Source organism: Ruegeria sp. AI3, assembly GCF_056541245.1.
This window is the reverse complement of record NZ_JBQFYA010000001.1, coordinates 393,689-410,683: the sequence shown is the minus strand read 5'-3', so window position 1 is coordinate 410,683 and position 16,995 is coordinate 393,689. Positions and strand designations below refer to the sequence as shown.

Below are 16,995 nucleotides of genomic sequence, written 5' to 3'. Positions count from 1 at the left end.
TGTGACAGGCAACACACCTCCTCCTCGTTTGGAAATTCGCAATATGATCCGCCGGTTTGAAGGTCGGGTTGTGGTGGATGACGTCTCGCTGACGGTCGAGGCGGGGCGGGTGACCTGTCTGCTTGGGCCGTCCGGCTGCGGCAAATCCACGACATTGCGGATGATCGCCGGGGTCGAGATGCAGGATTCAGGTGAAATCTATGTCGACGGCAAACTGATCTGTGACACGGTGTTCCGTGTCCCACCAGAACGCCGCGAGATTGGCTTGATGTTTCAGGACTTTGCCCTGTTCCCGCATCTCAGCGTGGCCGACAACGTGAGTTTTGGCCTGAAGGGTAGCAAGGATCAGAAACGTGCGCGGGTCGAGGAACTGCTGACCAAAGTCGATCTGATGCGGTTCATCGACGGGTTCCCGCATCAACTCTCAGGCGGTGAACAGCAGCGGGTGGCTTTGGCGCGCGCTCTGGCCCCGCGCCCCCGGATCATGCTGATGGACGAGCCGTTCTCGGGCCTCGACAACCGCCTGCGCGACGGTATCCGGGACGAAACGCTCGCGATCCTGAAAGAGGAAGACGCCGCCGTTCTGCTGGTCACCCACGAGCCGGAAGAGGCCATGCGCATGGCCGATGAGATCGCCCTGATGCGGGGCGGCAAGATCGTGCAACAAGGCGCGCCCTACAACGTCTACACGCGGCCAGCGGACAAGGCGGCCGTGGCCTTTTTCAGTGATGTCAACGTGTTGCAGGCGCAAGTGAATGGTGCCTTGGCCGAGACCCCGTTCGGACAATTCCTGGCACCGGGCTTTCCGGACGGCACCGATGTCGAGATTGTTTTCCGCCCCCAACACCTCCGGCTGGATTTCGACCGAAACGGCAAAGGGCCTTTGCCCACGGCCACAGACGGCGTCGCCGCGCGGGGCGTTGTTGAACGCGCCCGGTTCCTGGGCAATGAAAGTCTGGTCGAGTTTCGGATGGACTATGACGGCTCGATCCTGAAGGCGACGGTTCCGAACGTGTTTGTCCCCGCGCCTGGGCGGGCGATGTGGCTGACCATCCGACGCGACCGCTGTTTCGTTTTCCCTAGATAGAACGCAATTTACCCGCAAGTGGTGCGCGAAAGCCGCAGATTGCGGGCCTGCATTGCTTGCCGCAACGCGGGGTCGGGTCTATCAAGGGCGAAACGCGGGGGTGGGACGGTCATGCGTATTCTGATTACCAATGATGACGGCATCAATGCGCCGGGGCTGATCACGCTTCAGGCGATTGCAAAGGATCTGTCCGGACCTGGCGGTGAGGTCTGGGTCGTGGCCCCAGCATTCGAGCAATCCGGTGTCGGCCACTGCATAAGCTACACCCATCCCATGATGGTCGCCAAACTGGATGAGCGGCGATTTGCTGCCGAAGGCTCTCCGGCGGATTGTGTTTTGGCGGGTCTGCATGACGTGATGAAGGATTGCCCGCCCGATCTGGTGTTGTCTGGCGTGAACCGGGGCAACAACTCGGCGGAAAATACACTCTACTCCGGCACTATTGGCGGCGCTATGGAGGCCGCTTTGCAGGGTGTGCCGGCCATTGCCTTGTCGCAGTATTTCGGCCCACGCAATCTGGGGCTCGAGGATCCGTTCGAGGCCGCCAGTCGCTTTGGCGCCGATCTGGTGCGCCGTATTTTGGACGCGACGCCCACGGAACAGGGCGACTACCGCCTGTTCTACAATGTGAATTTCCCGCCCGTTCCCGCCGATGAGGTTCTGGGCACGCGCGTTGCCCCGCAAGGGTTCCGCCGCGATACGCATTTTTCGGTCGAGCCACACAGCTCGCCCTCGGGGCGGCGGTTTCTGTGGATCAAGGGCGGATACCAGCACAACCCGACCGCGCCCGGCACGGACGCGGCGGTCAATCTGGAAGGCTATATCTCGGTCACGCCGATGCGCGCGGATCTGACCGCGCATGACACGCTAGAGGCATTGAAGTCGATCGAATGAGTGGACTGGACCCAGAAACCGTCATGCAGTTCCTGTTCGCCCTGCGTAAGCGAGGCGTGACCGATGCGCGTGTTCTGGCCGCGATGGAGGCGGTCGACCGGGGGCGCTTCGTCACCGGCCTGTTCGCCGACCGCGCCTATGAGGATATGCCGCTGCCTATCGCCTGCGGTCAGACGATCAGCCAGCCGTCGGTGGTGGGGTTGATGACACAGGCACTGGATGTGCGTCCGCGTGACACTGTGCTCGAGATCGGGACCGGGTCGGGATATCAGGCGGCGATCCTCGCGAAACTGGCGCGTCGCGTTTACACGGTTGAACGGCACAGGCGGCTTGTTAGCGAGACCGGCAAGCTGTTTGCCGAACTGGGGCTGACCAATGTCACGTCGATGCTGTCGGATGGCTCGTTCGGTTTGCCGGAACAGGCACCCTTTGATCGAATCATCGTGACCGCCGCGGCCGAGGACCCGCCAGGCCCGCTCTTGGCGCAGCTGAAAATCGGGGGTATCATGGTGCTACCCGTCGGGCAGTCGGATGCGGTGCAGCAGTTGATTAAGGTGACGCGCACCGAGACCGGTTTGGACTATGATGAATTGACGTCGGTTCGGTTCGTGCCGTTGCTTGAAGGGCTTGGCAAGGACGAGACGTAACAGGTTTTTTGGAATGGATCGCCGGAACCCCGGATAACAGGGGCAGGTGTTGAGGACAAAAGTCATGAGAGCAGTTACCAAATCAACGATGCGCCGTTGTGCGACAGGAGTTGCGGCTCTGGCCATTCTGGCCGGGTGCGAGGGGCCGTTGGACTACGATCTGCGCGGACAGCTCGGTGGGTTTTCCACCACGGATGCTGCGCAATCCGCAACCACCAGTCGCCCTGCGCCTGATGCGCGCGGGGTGATCACCTACCCGAACTATCAGGTCGCCGTAGCGCGCCGGGGCGATACCGTGCGCGATGTGGCGGCCCGGGTTGGCCTGCCCGAAGGTGAGCTGTCGCGGTTCAACGGCTTGCAGACAACCGACGCGCTGCGCGAGGGTGAGGTTCTGGCCTTGCCGCGATCTGTTGGCGCGTCAAGCGGTGTGGATATTGCCTCGATCGCTGGAAACGCGATTGATCAAGCCCCGGATACGGGCGGGGTGCAGACGACGCTGCTGAAGCCGGTTGAACCGGCGCCAACGCCTGCGCCGGTCGCCTCTGGACCGGAGCCGGTGCGCCACAAGGTGAAACGGGGCGAGACGGCCTTTACCATTTCGCGTCTCTATCAGGTGCCGGTTGAGGCTTTGGGAGAGTGGAACGGGTTGGGCCCGGATTTCGCCATTCGTGAGGGGCAGTATTTGCTGATTCCGGTGAAGAACCAGGCCGCCCCGCGTCAGGCGGCAGCAGCGGCTCCGGTCGCTGCGACCGAGGTGACGCAGCCGGGGCAGGGTTCTCCGACGCCGACACCGCCGAGTGCGACCCAGCCGCTCCCGGATGAACAGGTCGCGCCGCTGGCCGAGGCGCCCGAGGCGCCGGATGTCACTGCCGAAGCGCCAACCCGCAGTTCCAGTTCCTCAGCGCTGTCCTTGCCGGTCGCGGGCAACATTATCCGGACCTATGACAAGGGTAAGAACGAAGGCATCGACATCGCAGCCGCACCGGGTACGTCGGTCACTGCAGCCGAGGCAGGTACCGTAGCTGCGATTACCGCAGATGCCGATCAGGTGCCGATCATTGTTGTTAAGCATAACAATGACTTGCTGACGGTATATGCCAATGTTGAGGATATCACCGTCAAGAAAGGTGATCGCGTGCGGCGGGGGCAGAAACTGGCGGAATTGCGCGGTGGCGACAACGCCTATGTGCATTTCGAAGTCCGCAAAGGCTTCGAGTCGGTTGATCCTGAGCCGTATCTCAGGTGACCAGAATGGCCCGTTCCGGGCCATGCCTCCGGCGGGGATATTTTGGCCAGATGAAGGGCGGATCACCCGTGTGGATCGAAGTCGCTTAGGCGTTTTCCCGGCTCGTCTGTGAATAGCTCGGGCAGGGGAGTCACGGTTTCGATCAGGTCGATGCGGAAAACGCGAAAGCCGTTGCGCAGCTCGCACCATGCGGTGAGGGTCCAGACGCGGCCCCAATACTCCATATGGAGGGGACGGATGGTGCGTTCGGTTAGGGCGCCGTCGATGCGGCGGTAGGACAGGTGCAGTTTCTGGCGGGTTTTGATGGCGGCGCGGAGCGGGGCCATATGTGCCAATCCGCGCGCAGCATCGGCGAAGGGGTAGACCGCAAATTTCCAAGTATCGGCCTCGGCCACGACCTGCGTGGGTAGGACGGCGTCGATCTTTTCTGCCAGAGACTCGGCTGCGGCCTTCAGGTCCGGGTCAGCTGCTTCGGCGACGATGGCCATCCCGAGGTTCAGCGCCTCAAGCTCGGCCGTGGTCAGGTTGAGCGGGGGCAGGGTGATCTGCTCGCGCACCATGTAACCCACGCCACGTTCGCCTTCGACGGGAACACCCGAGGCGACCAACGTGTCCATGTCGCGATAGATCGTGCGGACCGACACCTCAAGCCGGTTCGCGATGTCCTGCGCGCGGTGCAGTTTACCGTCGCGCAGGATTTGGATGATGTCGAACAGGCGATCAGTCCGGCGCATGATACGCCGTTCTGACCTGTGTCAGGTCATGTTCCATAGTACTGCCTCATGCCGCATCTGCAGGCTTTCGGGGTTGATGGCTGCCATCAGGGCCGGTGCAAACTCCTGTTGCGGGAATTCTGCAGCCGCCGTCTGAGCGGCCTTCATATCTTGCCAAACGACATAGTCCGTCCAGCGACCATCTTCCCCTTGACTGAGGTGGCGATGGGCAAAGCCGGGCGCTGCGCGAACGAAACTTTCGGTCGATTGGCTGAGTTTGACGAAGGCCTCGGGCGAGGTGCCTTCGGCCAGGGTGAAGGTGACGATTTCGGCGACATGGGTCATGTGTTTCTCCGTTGACCAGGTTGCAATACCGCTGTCCTAGCCTGTTACAACTGACATAAACCTGTCAGTTGAGAAAAGCGAGAGCCATGAATCCGCAAGATCACATCAAATTTGCCGCCCGAATTGGCTCGGCCACCTTTTGAGAACGCGGCTTGCCGCGTAAACACGGGGTCAGACAAGGGTTCAGGCGCAGTGCGCCTTTTAGAAGGAGAATAAACATGCTCAACAATATCGGACTTCCCGGCCTGCTGCTGATCGCTGTTGTGGTGCTGGTGCTGTTTGGCCGCGGCAAGATTAGCTCGCTGATGGGTGAAGTGGGCAAGGGTATCACCTCGTTCAAGAAAGGCGTCAAGGAAGGCGCGGACGAGTTGGAGCAGGACGCAGCGGAAGTGGCCAAGGACGTCACGCCCGAAACCGAGAAAGACAAGGTCTAAACCCGGATGTTTGATCTGGGCTGGACCGAGCTTCTGGTCATCGGCATCGTTGCCCTGATTGTGGTGGGGCCGAAAGACCTGCCCGTGCTGTTTCGCAATGTCGGGCGGTTTGTCGGCAAGGCCCGCGGCATGGCGCGCGAATTCACCAGCGCCATGAACGAGGCTGCAGATCAGGCAGGTGTGAACGAGATCAAGAAGGGTCTGAACGCGGCCACGAATCCCGTGAACAGCGCGATGGACGGTGTGAAAAAGGCCGCTCAGGATCTGAGCAGCAGCATCGATCCGTCCAAGTTCGATCCTGAAAGCGAAACGGGCAAGCTGGCGGCTGAGCGGGCTGAACAGGCCAAGAAGATTCAAGCCACAACCGCCCGCACTGCTGCCGAGCGAAAGGCCAAAGAAGCCGCTGACGCGCTGGCCAAGGCCGAAGAGGCCGAAGCCGCGCTGAACACTGAGAACAAGACATGAGCAAGACCGACGAAATCGAAGACAGCTCGGCCCCGCTGATCGAGCATCTGGCCGAATTGCGCACACGACTCATTCACTGCGTTGTTGCGTTTCTGATCGGTATGATCATCTGTTTCACGGTTGCGACCCCTCTTTTCAACTTTCTTACGCATCCTTTGTGTGAGGTGTTGAACGAGCGTGGGCAGGACTGCGGGCTGATCTTCATCTCGCCGCAGGAAGGCTTCTTTGTTGCGATCAAGGTGTCGCTGCTGGGGGGCTTCATACTGGCGTTCCCCTATATCGGGATGCAGATGTGGCGCTTTGTTGCTCCGGGGCTTTATAGATCCGAGAAGAACGCGTTCTTGCCGTTCATGTTGGCCTCGCCCTTCATGTTCCTGTTGGGGGCAAGCTTCGCCTTCTATGTCGTAACGCCTTTGGCCTATGACTTTTTCCTCGGGTTCCAGCAGTTCGGCGCTGAAGGTGAGGCCGTCGTGGATGGCGCCACCGCCGCACCACTGAGCGTGGTGTTCCAAGGCTCCGCTCAGGAATATCTGAACCTGACGATCAAGTTCATCGTGGCCTTCGGGTTGTGTTTCCAACTGCCCGTGTTGCTGACGCTGATGGGCAAGGCGGGGCTGGTCACGGCTGAGGGGCTGGGGAGTGTCCGCAAATACGCGGTAGTCGCCATTCTGGTGCTTGCTGCGCTTGTGACGCCTCCCGACGTGATCACACAGATCATTCTGTTCGTAGTGGTCTACGGCCTTTATGAGGTGTCGATCTTCCTTGTGGCGCGTGTTGAAAAGAAACGCGAAGAACAACTCCGCGCGGATGGCTACTATGATGACGAGGCCGGAGCGGATGAGGACCTGATGCAGGAAGAAGACGGGAAGTAATCTCTTGCTGTTCCCAAGACAGGCGCGCCATGACTGGCGCGCCTTTTTCGTTGGAACCCCTTGTTGCCAAAAGCCGAACGTGGTTTGACACCGTTGGAATATGACCCCGGAGGCCACCATGGATACCCAAGCCCTGAACCGTATCGCAGACGCGTTAGAGCGGATGGCTCCGGCCCCTTTGGCGGCTCCGGACTTCATTGCCGCGCCGGCTTTCGTCTGGCAGGTTGAGCCAGACCGGCTTGAGCCTGTCCCTCAGGTCAACCGCGTTGATCTGGAACTGCTGGTCGGCATAAACCGTTCACGCGATACGCTGTTGGACAACACAAGGCGCTTTGCGGCGGGGTACAAGGCCAACAACGCGCTGCTGTGGGGCGCGCGAGGGATGGGGAAGTCCAGCCTCGTCAAGGCCGTCCATGGCACGCTGCAAACCGAGCACGCAAACCTGAAACTGGTCGAGCTTCAGCGCGAAGACATGAGTTCGGTCGCGCGGCTGTTGAACCACCTGCGCGCAGCGCCGCACCGGTTCATCCTGTTCTGCGATGACCTGTCGTTCAGCCACGATGACCAGCACTATAAGTCGCTCAAGGCTGTATTGGATGGCGGCATCGAAGGCCGGCCTGAAAACGTAGTCTTCTACGCCACCTCGAACCGCCGCCACCTGATGCCACGGGACATGATCGAGAACGAACGCTCCAGCGCTATCAACCCGTCGGAAGCAGTCGAAGAAAAGGTCTCACTGTCCGACCGGTTCGGGCTTTGGCTCGGCTTCCATCCCTGTGACCAGGACGAATACCTGGCCATGATCGACCGTTACTGCGCCGCCTACAATGTGTCGGTCGACCCGGAAACCCTGCGCGCAGAAGCCATTGAATGGCAAGCGACACGCGGGTCACGCTCGGGCCGTGTAGCGTGGCAATTCTTCGTAGATCTCGCAGGGCGCAACGGCGTCCATATCGCGTGATCCCAGCTTCATCTGGCTAAAAATACCTCCGCCGGAGGCATGGCCCAACCGGCCACTCCCTACAACAACGCCAGAATCCGAGCCGCTTCATCCGCTGTGCTGGTCAGCACATCGCGATCCTCACCGGGGTGAAACCGCGCGCGCACGGCTGTCGGCATCGGGGCGGGCTCGACAATCGACACCTTAGGCCCAGTCCGTTCAGTCTCAACCTGCCAACTGCGTGCCAGTCCCATCTGGGCGGCCTTGGTGGCGCCGTAGATGCCATAGAACTTCTCGCCCGCCTTGGGGTCATCAAAGAACACGGCATGACCGGCCTCACCCAATAGAGGCGTCACATAAGGAATCAGAACCGAGGTGGCATTGGCGTTGGTGTTCATCGCCTTTTTCCACTCTTTGGGATCAACGAAATGCGCCGGTGTGAGGGCCGAGGTGTGGACGGCCGTGTGAAGCCACAAATCCACTTTGCCCCAGCGGTCATGAATACCCCTGCACAGGGTGGCCATCGCGTTGGGATCGGTGATGTCCATGGGCGCAAGGGTAGCCGAACCACCCTTGGCTTTGATCCGGTCGTCCAGCTCTTCCAACCCGCCGGTGGTACGGGCGACGGCGACGATGTGATATTCGGGGGCCAGCGCTTCGGCCAGGGCTGCACCCAACCCGCGAGAGGCCCCAGTGACGAGGGCAATTTTGGTGGCAATTTTGGTCTGATCGGTCATGGCAGCGGTTTGAACGCCTGCGCGCGGGTCGTCAAGAGGGCGCTAGCCCCCCGGAATTCCAATCCGGCGGGTCTGGCCGCTTTGTCGCAGCATGATCCCGTGTTCATCAATGGCGACAACTGTGCCCGACGCCACGCGGCTTCCTGGCTTGACCTCTTTTACACGCCCCGATGACAAGCGCATCAACGCGCGTAGGTCGGCTTTCGGGCCAAAGACACCCAGAACCGAGACCGAATTTCTTTTCAACGCGCCCCGCTGCGTGGCCGCGCTTTTGACATTGGCATTTGGCATATTCTGCGGCTCGAACCCGGTTCGAACCCCTTGTGTGAGTGGTGGTGAAGCGCTGCCTACCAAACCGCAAAGTAAATCAAAAGATCACCCCGCTCTCTTCAGATCACGGCGGGGTGAGGGGGCCGGAAGCCTTTGCAATCAGGTCATTCCTATCGGCAAAATCCAGCCAAAGCTGTGGCGATGCCCACGGCCTGCGTTGTTTTCTGATTCGCGTTGTCTCTTTAGCCCGACGCCAGTTTCGCCGCGTTCCACGACCCCCCAACAACCTGCATGTCTTCGCGCTTTTTACTGACGCGGGTGCTGTTTTCGAGACTGTCGAGATAGTCACCGCTGACGCTGCCGGTGATGTAGTTGCCGTCAAAGCAGGAACAGTCGAACGCCTCGATCTCAGGGTTGCCTTCCTTTGCGGCCCAGATCAGATCGTCGAGGTTCTGATAGAACAGAGCATCCGCACCCAGTTCTTCGCGAATCTCTTCGATCTCTTTGCCATTGGCGATCAACTCGTGCTTGGTGGGCATGTCGATGCCATAGACATTGGGGTATTTCACCGGCGGTGAAGCGCTGGCGATGTAGACCTTCTTGGCCCCGGCCTCACGGCACATCTGCACGATCTTCTTGATCGTATTGCCGCGCACGATCGAATCGTCGATCAGCAGGACATTGTGATCCTTGAACTCCAGCGGAATGGCGTTCAGCTTGCGGCGGACGGATTTCTGACGCTCTGCCTGACCGGGCATGATGAATGTTCGACCGACATAGCGGTTCTTCACCAGACCTTCGCGATAGGGGATGCCGGTGATCTTGGCGGCCTCAAGCGCCACGGGGCGTGCGCTGTCGGGGACGGGAATGATGCGGTCGATCTGAAGACCCGAGTCTTGTATCTGTTTGGCCAGCGTTTGCCCCATACGCATCTGGGTTTTGTAGACCGAGACGCCGTCCAGCAGGGAATCCGGACGGGCGAGGTAGACATATTCAAAGATACAGGGCGTCAGCTTGCCTTCGACGGCGTGAAACTCGTGCATATTGCCGTCCAGATCAATCAGGATCGCCTCGCCCGGATTCAGGTCACGGATCTTGGTAAAGCCGTTGATACCAAAGGCCACATCCTCGGAGGCAAAGGCGTAGTCATTGCCATCGCCCTCGGTCTCACGAATTGCAACCGAAAGCGGACGAATGCCGTGCGGGTCGCGGAAGGCCAGCATGCCAACACCGGCGACAAGGCAGATGACCGAGTAAGCGCCTTGCACACGCTCCATCGTCATCTTAACTCCGGCAAAGATGTTGCGGATGGGCTCGGCGTTTCCGTTCACTTTGATCGCGTCGGCCACTTTGTCGGCCAGAACGTTCAGCAGGATCTCGGAATCTGACGTGGTGCGCAGGTGACGGCTGTACTTGCCGGTGACCTTTTCGCGTTGCTCGGCGGTGTTGGTGATGTTGCCGTTATGGACCAGATAGATCCCGTAGGGCGCGTTGACAAAAAATGGCTGCGCCTCGGACGCGCTGAGCGACCCTGCCGTGGGATAGCGCACATGCCCCATGCCGACCTTGCCCAGAAGCGTTTCGGCGTCCGTCGCGTTGAACACGTCCTTGACAAGACCGTTTGCTTTTTTCTCGCGAAAGAACTCACCGTTGTATGTGACGATCCCCGAGGCGTCCTGCCCCCGGTGCTGAAGCATCAACAGCCCGTCATAGATTTCCGCAAACACATCATGTGTCCGGCTTGCGATCCCCAAAATCCCACACATGTACGGGCTCCAATTTCTATGACGTTTTGACCAGAGGGTTGAGTGACGGCCGGATAGGGAGGGGTCGTACCGTTCGTATCTTGCAGGCCAGACGGTGCATTATCACCGCATTGCAGGCAGATGAACATTGAAAGGACAAACCCGACAGCTCCGATTCCGTGGCATTTTGGCCTCCACATACTGCCTTAGAACGCGGCTGTCATCAAAGGATCACATTTCTATAGGCCGCAGTTCCGATTTCTTCAGTTGCGGCGTGGTGACATATGAATTCATTTGTGCTGACATATGCATAATTTCATCGCGGATCTTATCGGGGAGGGGGCCAGAATGTGGCAGGAACGCTCACCAAACAAGAAAGATGAGCCGCCGAAAAGGCGCTGCCATCGGTGCCGCGGCATGGGGCGTGCGCCGTGCCCGATCTGCAATGGGGCAGGTGAAGTGGTCAAAAGTCGTGATATTCTGGGTAAACCGATTTCCAGCCGGTGTGATGGCTGTTTCGGCTTGAAAACCACCCGCTGCACGGTCTGCGGGGGTGAGGGGTTCGTTCAATGAAAAAGCCCGGCGCGAGGCCCAAGCCACTATAGGTAAATGTTGACGAGCTATCGACCAGCAGCTAACCTGCTGGTCGTTTTCGTTTAGAAATAAGAGCTTGTGACATGCCGGACCCCAAGAAAGCTTCGCAAAAATCTGCGAACAAAATGAGAACTCGGCTTCCTCGCCTGCCTGGCGGCTTCTCAGTCAATTTTTGCCGCAATCCACTTTGTGACCTTTACGGCGTATTACCTGACCCACGAGATGGGCGCGGCCGACCAGCTAACCCTGGTTCGAACTTGGCGCGGGGCAAGGTCTCCGGGTCTGGAGGTGAGCGCACCTATATTTGCCCAAGTTGCGGACGGTCTAGCATCCTCAAATCCAACAAGGCATTGGCGGAAGAATACGCAAGGCTCTCCCGCCTGAATAGAAGAACAAAACGTGAAAGTTGTCCGAGTGTTGCATGTATCAATCATGGAGCGACCGTTGGGCTCATGCCGAGCCGGTATCGAAAGTTTGGTAAGACGGCCAAAGGAGATCCAAGATATCAGTGCAAAGCGTGTAAGAAGACCTTTTCGATTGGTCGCTCGACGAGGCGACATAAGCGTAGTGACCTAAATGGTAAAGTCTTTAGATCGCTGGTTAATGGCGTGACGCTTTCAGCTATCTCACGAGTACTCGATACATCACTTCCGGAAGTCTATTCGAAGATCGACTTCATCCACGAGCAATGCCAAGCCTTTGCGGCAGATCGGGAGAAGCGACTGCCCGAAGTATTTGAAGGGGATAGTCCTCACTTCGCCACGGACACACAAATCCTTCAGGTGAACTGGCCCGACAGAGGTATTCGTAAACTTGTAGAAGTGCGCCACATGTGCACCGTCCACAGCGACAGCAAGTATGTCATTGCGTCTACAACAGATGTTGATCCTGACGTTCACCCGCTTGCCGTCGAAAAGGCGATGGATATTGTCGGAGACAAAGAAAAGCCTCGTTCTATGCGGGAGAACGCTCGGATTTGGTTTGCCAGTGAGTACATCGAGTACATTTGCAAGCGACACAAGGCGACCAACCCAAAATCAAGTAGGTGGCACCGTAACAAAAAGCCAAGAGAACTTGATGACGATATCAGGCTCCTTGAGATGGCCGCTAGGGTTCGACAAGACGCGGCCGAGTTTGCACATATCATGCTGCTCAAGAAGAAGATCGGTCGGAAGTATCGACTGCTGAACTTTTCAGTTGACCGCGATACGGGTGTCTCTTCAGCCTTTTTGGCTGTGTTCAAAAATGAAGTGCAGAAGAGATTGGTGCGGATTGCAGACGTCACCATGGCAAAGAATGAAAGCCATCCGCGACGCCTGGGGTTTGTGGCTGATGGTAACAAGGAATTAGAGCGCGTGGAGTATTTGATGCGTCAGGCAGGGTACTTGCCTGGAGACGGTGATCAGGCTGTCTCCAGGCCACAGGACGGCGCCATGGAGTACCTTTTGGAAGCCTCCTTTGGCAATGTGGCGCTCTCCGACATCAGGGCGCTCCTAATGGATCATACCGGTCAGTCTGAATCGGCCGGCATTCACTATCCGTTCCACTTCATCAACGAGCCGCATAAGCGGGTGATTTTCCGCACTGACCCAACACGATTAGATTTTGCCCAGATGGCACAGTTCGCAGTTCGGGCGGGAACGCATCCGGTGGACATGTATCACGCTCGGGCACGGACCAAGGTCATGGGATTTGAGCGTGGTTTGTCAACCTCGGGCCGCAAAAGCCTGTGGTACTACAAGCAGTACTACAATCCGGTCATGGTCATGAAGCTGGTGGATATCCTGAGGTTTGCCCATAACTACACCGACCTCATGGTAAAAGAACACAAGAGCCCAGCTATGAAACTCGGTATTGCAAAGGGCTTTGTGTATGATCGGGATCTCTTCAGTTTCTGAACTCGGCAAGCAAAAAAAACGCCGTTCGTTTTTGCGTTGCGCTAAGGCTGCTCTGCGGACAAAACCGACGTCGGAGGTTTCATCCCTTAAAGGAAGAATTCGAGCTGAGAGCATCAAATCATTCGCCGCATACTTGCAATGCAACTTGTTACTTTAATTACTTCGTTCACGCGATACACTTCGATAACCCAAATGGAGAGAACGAGATGCCGAACCGTAGAGAGTTCATTTTAACTTCAACAACTTTTGGCGTTTCCGCACTTGCCACCCCGGCGATTTCCGCTTCTCATTCTTCGAGCAGATTTGACGTAGATGCTCTAAGAGACGATCTCGAAAAAGTCCTTGGTGCATTCTCCGCACCTGGAATGGCAGTTGTCGCGTGTAGTGGCGAAGACATCGTCTTCCGTGAGGGCTTTGGGTTTCGGGATGTGGCACGCAATGAGCCTTTCACACCGGAAACGGTAATGCTGGTGGCTTCCACCACGAAATCCTATACAGCCGGATTGGTCGGAGGTCTTGTCGATGATGGCATAGTTTCTTGGGACACGCCTGTCAGGGAGTACTTCCCAGATTTTCAAATGATGGACCCTTCCGCTACTCGCGACATGACGCTAACGGACATGATGTGCCACCGATCAGGCCTTCCCTATCATGAAAACTTGCTAGCACACGGAGTTGCGCGCGAACTTCCGGATGACGGCCGAGATTTTCGCCGCCACCTTCTGGACCGGCTGCAGCATTTCGCTCCATCTCACAGTTTCAGAAACCATTTCCAATACCAAGACATAATTTACACCTCGGCGGGTGCGATACTTGAGGCCGCGACCGGTGAGTTCTTTGAAGACCTAATGCAGGAACGCCTCCTAGACCGCCTCGGCGTGAAGGCAACGTTTGTCCGCGCGGAAGCGACCGCAACCGGTCGTCTGGCCAAGGGCTACGGTCTCGTTGACGGGCAGATCAAAGAGATCGAATTTTGTGACACGCGCTACTTCGCGCCCACTGCTGGCCTCTATATGACCGCCGATGAAATGATCAAGTGGATCAAGTGCCATTTGGCGAACGGACGGGCCGGTGATGATCAGGTGATTTCTGAGGAAAGCATTTCTTGGATCAGACGATCTCACATGCCAGCTGAAGTATTTCGGCCCTTGGTTGGCGGGGCGCTCTACAATTATGGGTTGGGCCTCGCTCAAAGCATGTTTATGGGACATCTGACCTTTGATCACGGCGGGTCCTTTAACGGTGCTCGGACGTCTATAGCCTTCGTACCGGATACTGGTCTGGGTGTGGCCGTTCTGATGAACATGAACTTAACCAATGGCGTAATCGCAACCCATCAAGTGGTCCTTGCCCATCTGCTCGGTGAACCGGATACCGACCGTATTATTGCACATTTTCTGGCACTCGATCAGGCAAGAACAGAAGGGGAAGCTGCCGCGGAGGCGGCCTTTGAAGCGGGACGCAATTCTGCGAACCAACCGCGTCTTCCTTTCGATGCATATGAGGGAACGTACCATCATCCTGGATACGGAACATTTGTAGTGAAGAGGCAGGGAGATGCGCTCCTTCAAACATTTGATGGAAGATCCTTCCCCCTAGAGCCCTACGATGGCGAAACATTCGAAACCAAGTACCAATCTACTGAAAACCACCTGCACCACATGACCATGACCTTTGAAAGCGGCACTGATGATCGCGTAGATGGAGTGCGTGTGCCAATCGTTCCTGGCATTGCTCCGCCCAAATTTGCGAAACAGCGCGACAGCTAGGTCTTCGATCTTCATCTGCCCTTAGCGGTGAAATTGCTCGCCATCCGAAGCCAACCTGCGCAGCACATGAAGTTGTCTCCTTTGGGCTCGAAGCGATCCTTCGCTGCACCAAAATCGAACGTCTGATAGTTGGCGGCAATTTTCGAACTTCTCAATCTGAGCACAAAAGGAAAGAGGCTGAACTCTCAACCTCTTTCAACATTTACCTATAGGGCCTTGGCGCGAGGCCGGGCTTTTCGATTAACTGTCTGTGTGATTTAGCTGTCGGTGGTTTCCGCAGCAGGGGCCGAGTCGCCTGCGGTGCAGCTGGCCACCAGCTCTTCGTATTGTGCAGTGACCCAACCCAGCGCGGCCTCGGGGTTTTGTTCTTCGATCTGGGTGCTGAACTGTTCGAACACCTTGGCCGAGCGGCTTTCGTCTACAAGCGTGTAGGACTGGCCGGTCATCACGGTGTCGTAGACAAAGAACGCGATAGCGACCAGCAAGATGCCCCGCGCGATGCCGAAGAAGAAGCCAAGCGCCTGATCCAGACCGCCCAGTGCCGACCGTTGCACCAGCGATGAAAATAGCGGCGTGAAGATGCTGACGATGATCAGGGCAATTGCAAACACGGCCGCAAAGCCGGTGATGACCGATAATTCGCAGCTGTCGCGCAGGAAATCTCCGACCACCGGGATTTCTTTGACCAGCGGCACGGCCTGCGGTGCGAAGATGAATGCCAGAACGGCTGCTGCCACCCAGCCCGCGATGGCAAGAACCTCGCGCATGAACCCGCGCGAATAGGCCAGAATGCCTGACAGCACGATGATCAGGGCCACAACCCCGTCAATAATTGTAAAACCTTCCATGGCCCTCGCCTGTTCTTTTCTGCCCCTCAGGGCCGGACTTTAACCTGCTCCGAAGGTTTCGCCAACAAACCCGACCAAATCAGAGGGTCGGGTGAGTGTCAGACCTGCCACAGTGCCGGTCTTGCCGCCCGCCGGAGCGATTGCCGATGTGAAACCAAGTTTTTGTGCTTCTTTCAACCTGTTTTCGGTCTGAGGGGCCGGTCTAAGTGCCCCGGACAGCGAGATTTCTCCGAAAACGACGGTATCAGCGGGCAGGGCGCTGTCTTCTCGTGCACTTAGTAACGCTGCGGCAACGGCCAGATCGGCGGCGGGTTCACTGATCTTCAGCCCTCCGGCGACGTTCAGATAGACGTCGAGACCCGCGAAGGGGATGCCGCAGCGGGCCTCGAGCACGGCAAGGATCATCGCCAGCCGTCCGCTATCCCAGCCGACGACGGTACGGCGGGGTTGCGAATGCGGTGACGGGGCGACGAGTGCCTGCAATTCCACCAAGACGGGGCGAGTGCCTTCGATCCCGGCAAAAACGGCCGAGCCGGGGCTCGGCGTGCCGCGTTCGGACAGGAACAGGGCCGAGGGATTAGTGACTTGCGCCAACCCTTTGCCCGTCATCTCGAACACGCCGATTTCATCTGCGGGGCCAAAACGGTTTTTGACCGCGCGCAGGATGCGGAACTGGTGGCCGCGTTCGCCTTCGAAATAGAGAACGGTGTCGACCATGTGTTCGACAACGCGCGGGCCTGCGATTTGGCCCTCTTTGGTGACATGACCAACCATCACGATCGAAACACCGTGTCGTTTTGCAAACGTGGTCAATTCATGCGCTGCGGCCCGGACTTGTGAAACCGAGCCGGGCGCACTGTCCACATTGTCGGCCCACATGGTCTGAATCGAGTCGATGATGGCGAGGCCGGGTTTTTCAGCCTCAAGCGTTGTCAGAATGTTGCGCAGGTTGGTCTCAGCCGCCAGTTGAACCGGCGCGTCCTCGAGCCCCAAACGGCGAGCACGCATACGGACCTGCGCGCTGGCTTCTTCGCCCGAGACATAGATCGTTTTGACGCCCGCGCGCGCGAACCGAGCGGCGGCTTGCAGCAGAAGGGTGGATTTGCCGATGCCAGGGTCTCCGCCCACCAGCAGGGCCGAGGCGGGGACGAGGCCGCCGCCCAGAACGCGGTCAAGCTCATCCACCCCGCTGAGTGTACGGGGTGGCGGGGTCTCCTCGGTCGACAAGTCCGTGAGTGCAATGGACTGGCCCCGCTTACCGCCGAGGGATTTCTTTGCCGGGCCCGCCGACAGGGGCACGTCCTGGGTGATCGTGTTCCATTCGCCGCAGGCGTCGCATCGCCCGGACCATCTTGTATGTGTCGCGCCGCAGGCCGAACAGGAGAAAGAAGTCGTCTTTGCCATGAGGCCTTTGGTGCCCGAGGATGGGCGGTTCTTCAAGCCCTTGCGGGCTTTCCTCTCCGCCGGTGGCGCGCCGCGCCCTCAGGCCCT

The 16,995-nt window shown here is 58.3% G+C and carries 17 protein-coding genes; 10 read left to right on the top strand and 7 right to left on the bottom strand.

Annotated features, from left to right (window positions below):
* Positions 1-43 precede the first annotated feature (43 nt).
* From ACRZ95_RS02000 to ACRZ95_RS01985, 4 genes are all read left to right on the top strand, one after another.
* Positions 44-1,087, top strand: coding sequence for an ABC transporter ATP-binding protein (locus tag ACRZ95_RS02000; RefSeq protein ID WP_247748213.1), 1,044 nt, complete (start codon positions 44-46; stop codon positions 1,085-1,087).
* Between the two features lie 111 nt (positions 1,088-1,198).
* Positions 1,199-1,981, top strand: a complete 783-nt coding sequence (surE, locus tag ACRZ95_RS01995; protein WP_170676200.1) for a 5'/3'-nucleotidase SurE — start codon at positions 1,199-1,201, stop codon at positions 1,979-1,981.
* The gene (locus ACRZ95_RS01990; protein ID WP_170373891.1) at positions 1,978-2,628 is read left to right on the top strand and encodes a protein-L-isoaspartate(D-aspartate) O-methyltransferase; all 651 of its coding nucleotides are present in this window, start codon (positions 1,978-1,980) and stop codon (positions 2,626-2,628) included. Before surE ends, ACRZ95_RS01990 begins: the two co-directional genes overlap by 4 nt.
* Before the next feature lie 64 nt (positions 2,629-2,692).
* Positions 2,693-3,874: a peptidoglycan DD-metalloendopeptidase family protein gene (locus ACRZ95_RS01985; protein ID WP_170676199.1), complete on the top strand. Its 1,182-nt coding sequence runs from the start codon at positions 2,693-2,695 to the stop codon at positions 3,872-3,874.
* A gap of 62 nt (positions 3,875-3,936) precedes the next feature.
* Here the strand turns inward: ACRZ95_RS01985 and ACRZ95_RS01980 are convergent, their stop codons facing one another.
* Positions 3,937-4,608, bottom strand: coding sequence for a helix-turn-helix transcriptional regulator (locus ACRZ95_RS01980; protein ID WP_170676198.1), 672 nt, complete (start codon positions 4,606-4,608; stop codon positions 3,937-3,939).
* Positions 4,609-4,629: 21 nt separating this feature from the next.
* On the bottom strand, positions 4,630-4,932 hold the full coding sequence (locus ACRZ95_RS01975; protein ID WP_170466595.1) for a hypothetical protein: 303 nt from the start codon (positions 4,930-4,932) through the stop codon (positions 4,630-4,632).
* A 218-nt stretch (positions 4,933-5,150) separates the two neighbouring features.
* Here ACRZ95_RS01975 and ACRZ95_RS01970 point away from each other — a divergent pair, with 218 nt between their 5' ends.
* The 4 genes from ACRZ95_RS01970 to ACRZ95_RS01955 all read left to right on the top strand — a co-directional run bounded on the left by ACRZ95_RS01970 (position 5,151) and on the right by ACRZ95_RS01955 (position 7,664).
* On the top strand, positions 5,151-5,366 hold the full coding sequence (locus ACRZ95_RS01970; RefSeq protein ID WP_170373887.1) for a twin-arginine translocase TatA/TatE family subunit: 216 nt from the start codon (positions 5,151-5,153) through the stop codon (positions 5,364-5,366).
* 6 nt (positions 5,367-5,372) lie between these two features.
* Positions 5,373-5,831, top strand: a complete 459-nt coding sequence (tatB, locus tag ACRZ95_RS01965; protein WP_170676197.1) for a Sec-independent protein translocase protein TatB — start codon at positions 5,373-5,375, stop codon at positions 5,829-5,831.
* Entirely contained in the window at positions 5,828-6,703 is an 876-nt protein-coding gene (tatC, locus tag ACRZ95_RS01960) for a twin-arginine translocase subunit TatC (RefSeq protein WP_170676196.1), read from the top strand. Before tatB ends, tatC begins: the two co-directional genes overlap by 4 nt.
* Before the next feature lie 118 nt (positions 6,704-6,821).
* Positions 6,822-7,664, top strand: a complete 843-nt coding sequence (locus tag ACRZ95_RS01955; protein WP_170676195.1) for an ATP-binding protein — start codon at positions 6,822-6,824, stop codon at positions 7,662-7,664.
* A 59-nt stretch (positions 7,665-7,723) separates the two neighbouring features.
* Here the strand turns inward: ACRZ95_RS01955 and ACRZ95_RS01950 are convergent, their stop codons facing one another.
* From ACRZ95_RS01950 to purF, 3 genes are all read right to left on the bottom strand, one after another.
* On the bottom strand, positions 7,724-8,380 hold the full coding sequence (locus tag ACRZ95_RS01950; RefSeq protein ID WP_170466605.1) for an SDR family NAD(P)-dependent oxidoreductase: 657 nt from the start codon (positions 8,378-8,380) through the stop codon (positions 7,724-7,726).
* A 42-nt stretch (positions 8,381-8,422) separates the two neighbouring features.
* A complete protein-coding gene (locus ACRZ95_RS01945; protein ID WP_170373882.1) occupies positions 8,423-8,671 on the bottom strand; it encodes a hypothetical protein in 249 nt (82 codons plus the stop codon).
* Positions 8,672-8,892: 221 nt separating this feature from the next.
* Positions 8,893-10,416 carry an amidophosphoribosyltransferase gene (gene purF / locus ACRZ95_RS01940; RefSeq protein ID WP_170676194.1) on the bottom strand — a complete coding sequence of 508 codons (1,524 nt, stop codon included), beginning with the start codon at positions 10,414-10,416 and terminating at the stop codon, positions 8,893-8,895.
* Positions 10,417-11,597: 1,181 nt separating this feature from the next.
* On the opposite strand from purF, the gene ACRZ95_RS01935 reads away from it, so the two are divergent.
* Complete coding sequence (locus ACRZ95_RS01935; RefSeq protein WP_170527811.1) at positions 11,598-12,887, top strand: hypothetical protein; 1,290 nt, start codon at positions 11,598-11,600, stop codon at positions 12,885-12,887.
* 206 nt (positions 12,888-13,093) lie between these two features.
* Positions 13,094-14,656 carry a serine hydrolase gene (locus tag ACRZ95_RS01930; RefSeq protein WP_170575543.1) on the top strand — a complete coding sequence of 521 codons (1,563 nt, stop codon included), beginning with the start codon at positions 13,094-13,096 and terminating at the stop codon, positions 14,654-14,656.
* A gap of 257 nt (positions 14,657-14,913) precedes the next feature.
* Here the strand turns inward: ACRZ95_RS01930 and ACRZ95_RS01925 are convergent, their stop codons facing one another.
* Complete coding sequence (locus ACRZ95_RS01925; RefSeq protein ID WP_170641868.1) at positions 14,914-15,504, bottom strand: CvpA family protein; 591 nt, start codon at positions 15,502-15,504, stop codon at positions 14,914-14,916.
* Positions 15,505-15,543: 39 nt separating this feature from the next.
* Complete coding sequence (gene radA / locus ACRZ95_RS01920) at positions 15,544-16,908, bottom strand: DNA repair protein RadA (protein WP_170676193.1); 1,365 nt, start codon at positions 16,906-16,908, stop codon at positions 15,544-15,546.
* Positions 16,909-16,995 lie beyond the last annotated feature (87 nt).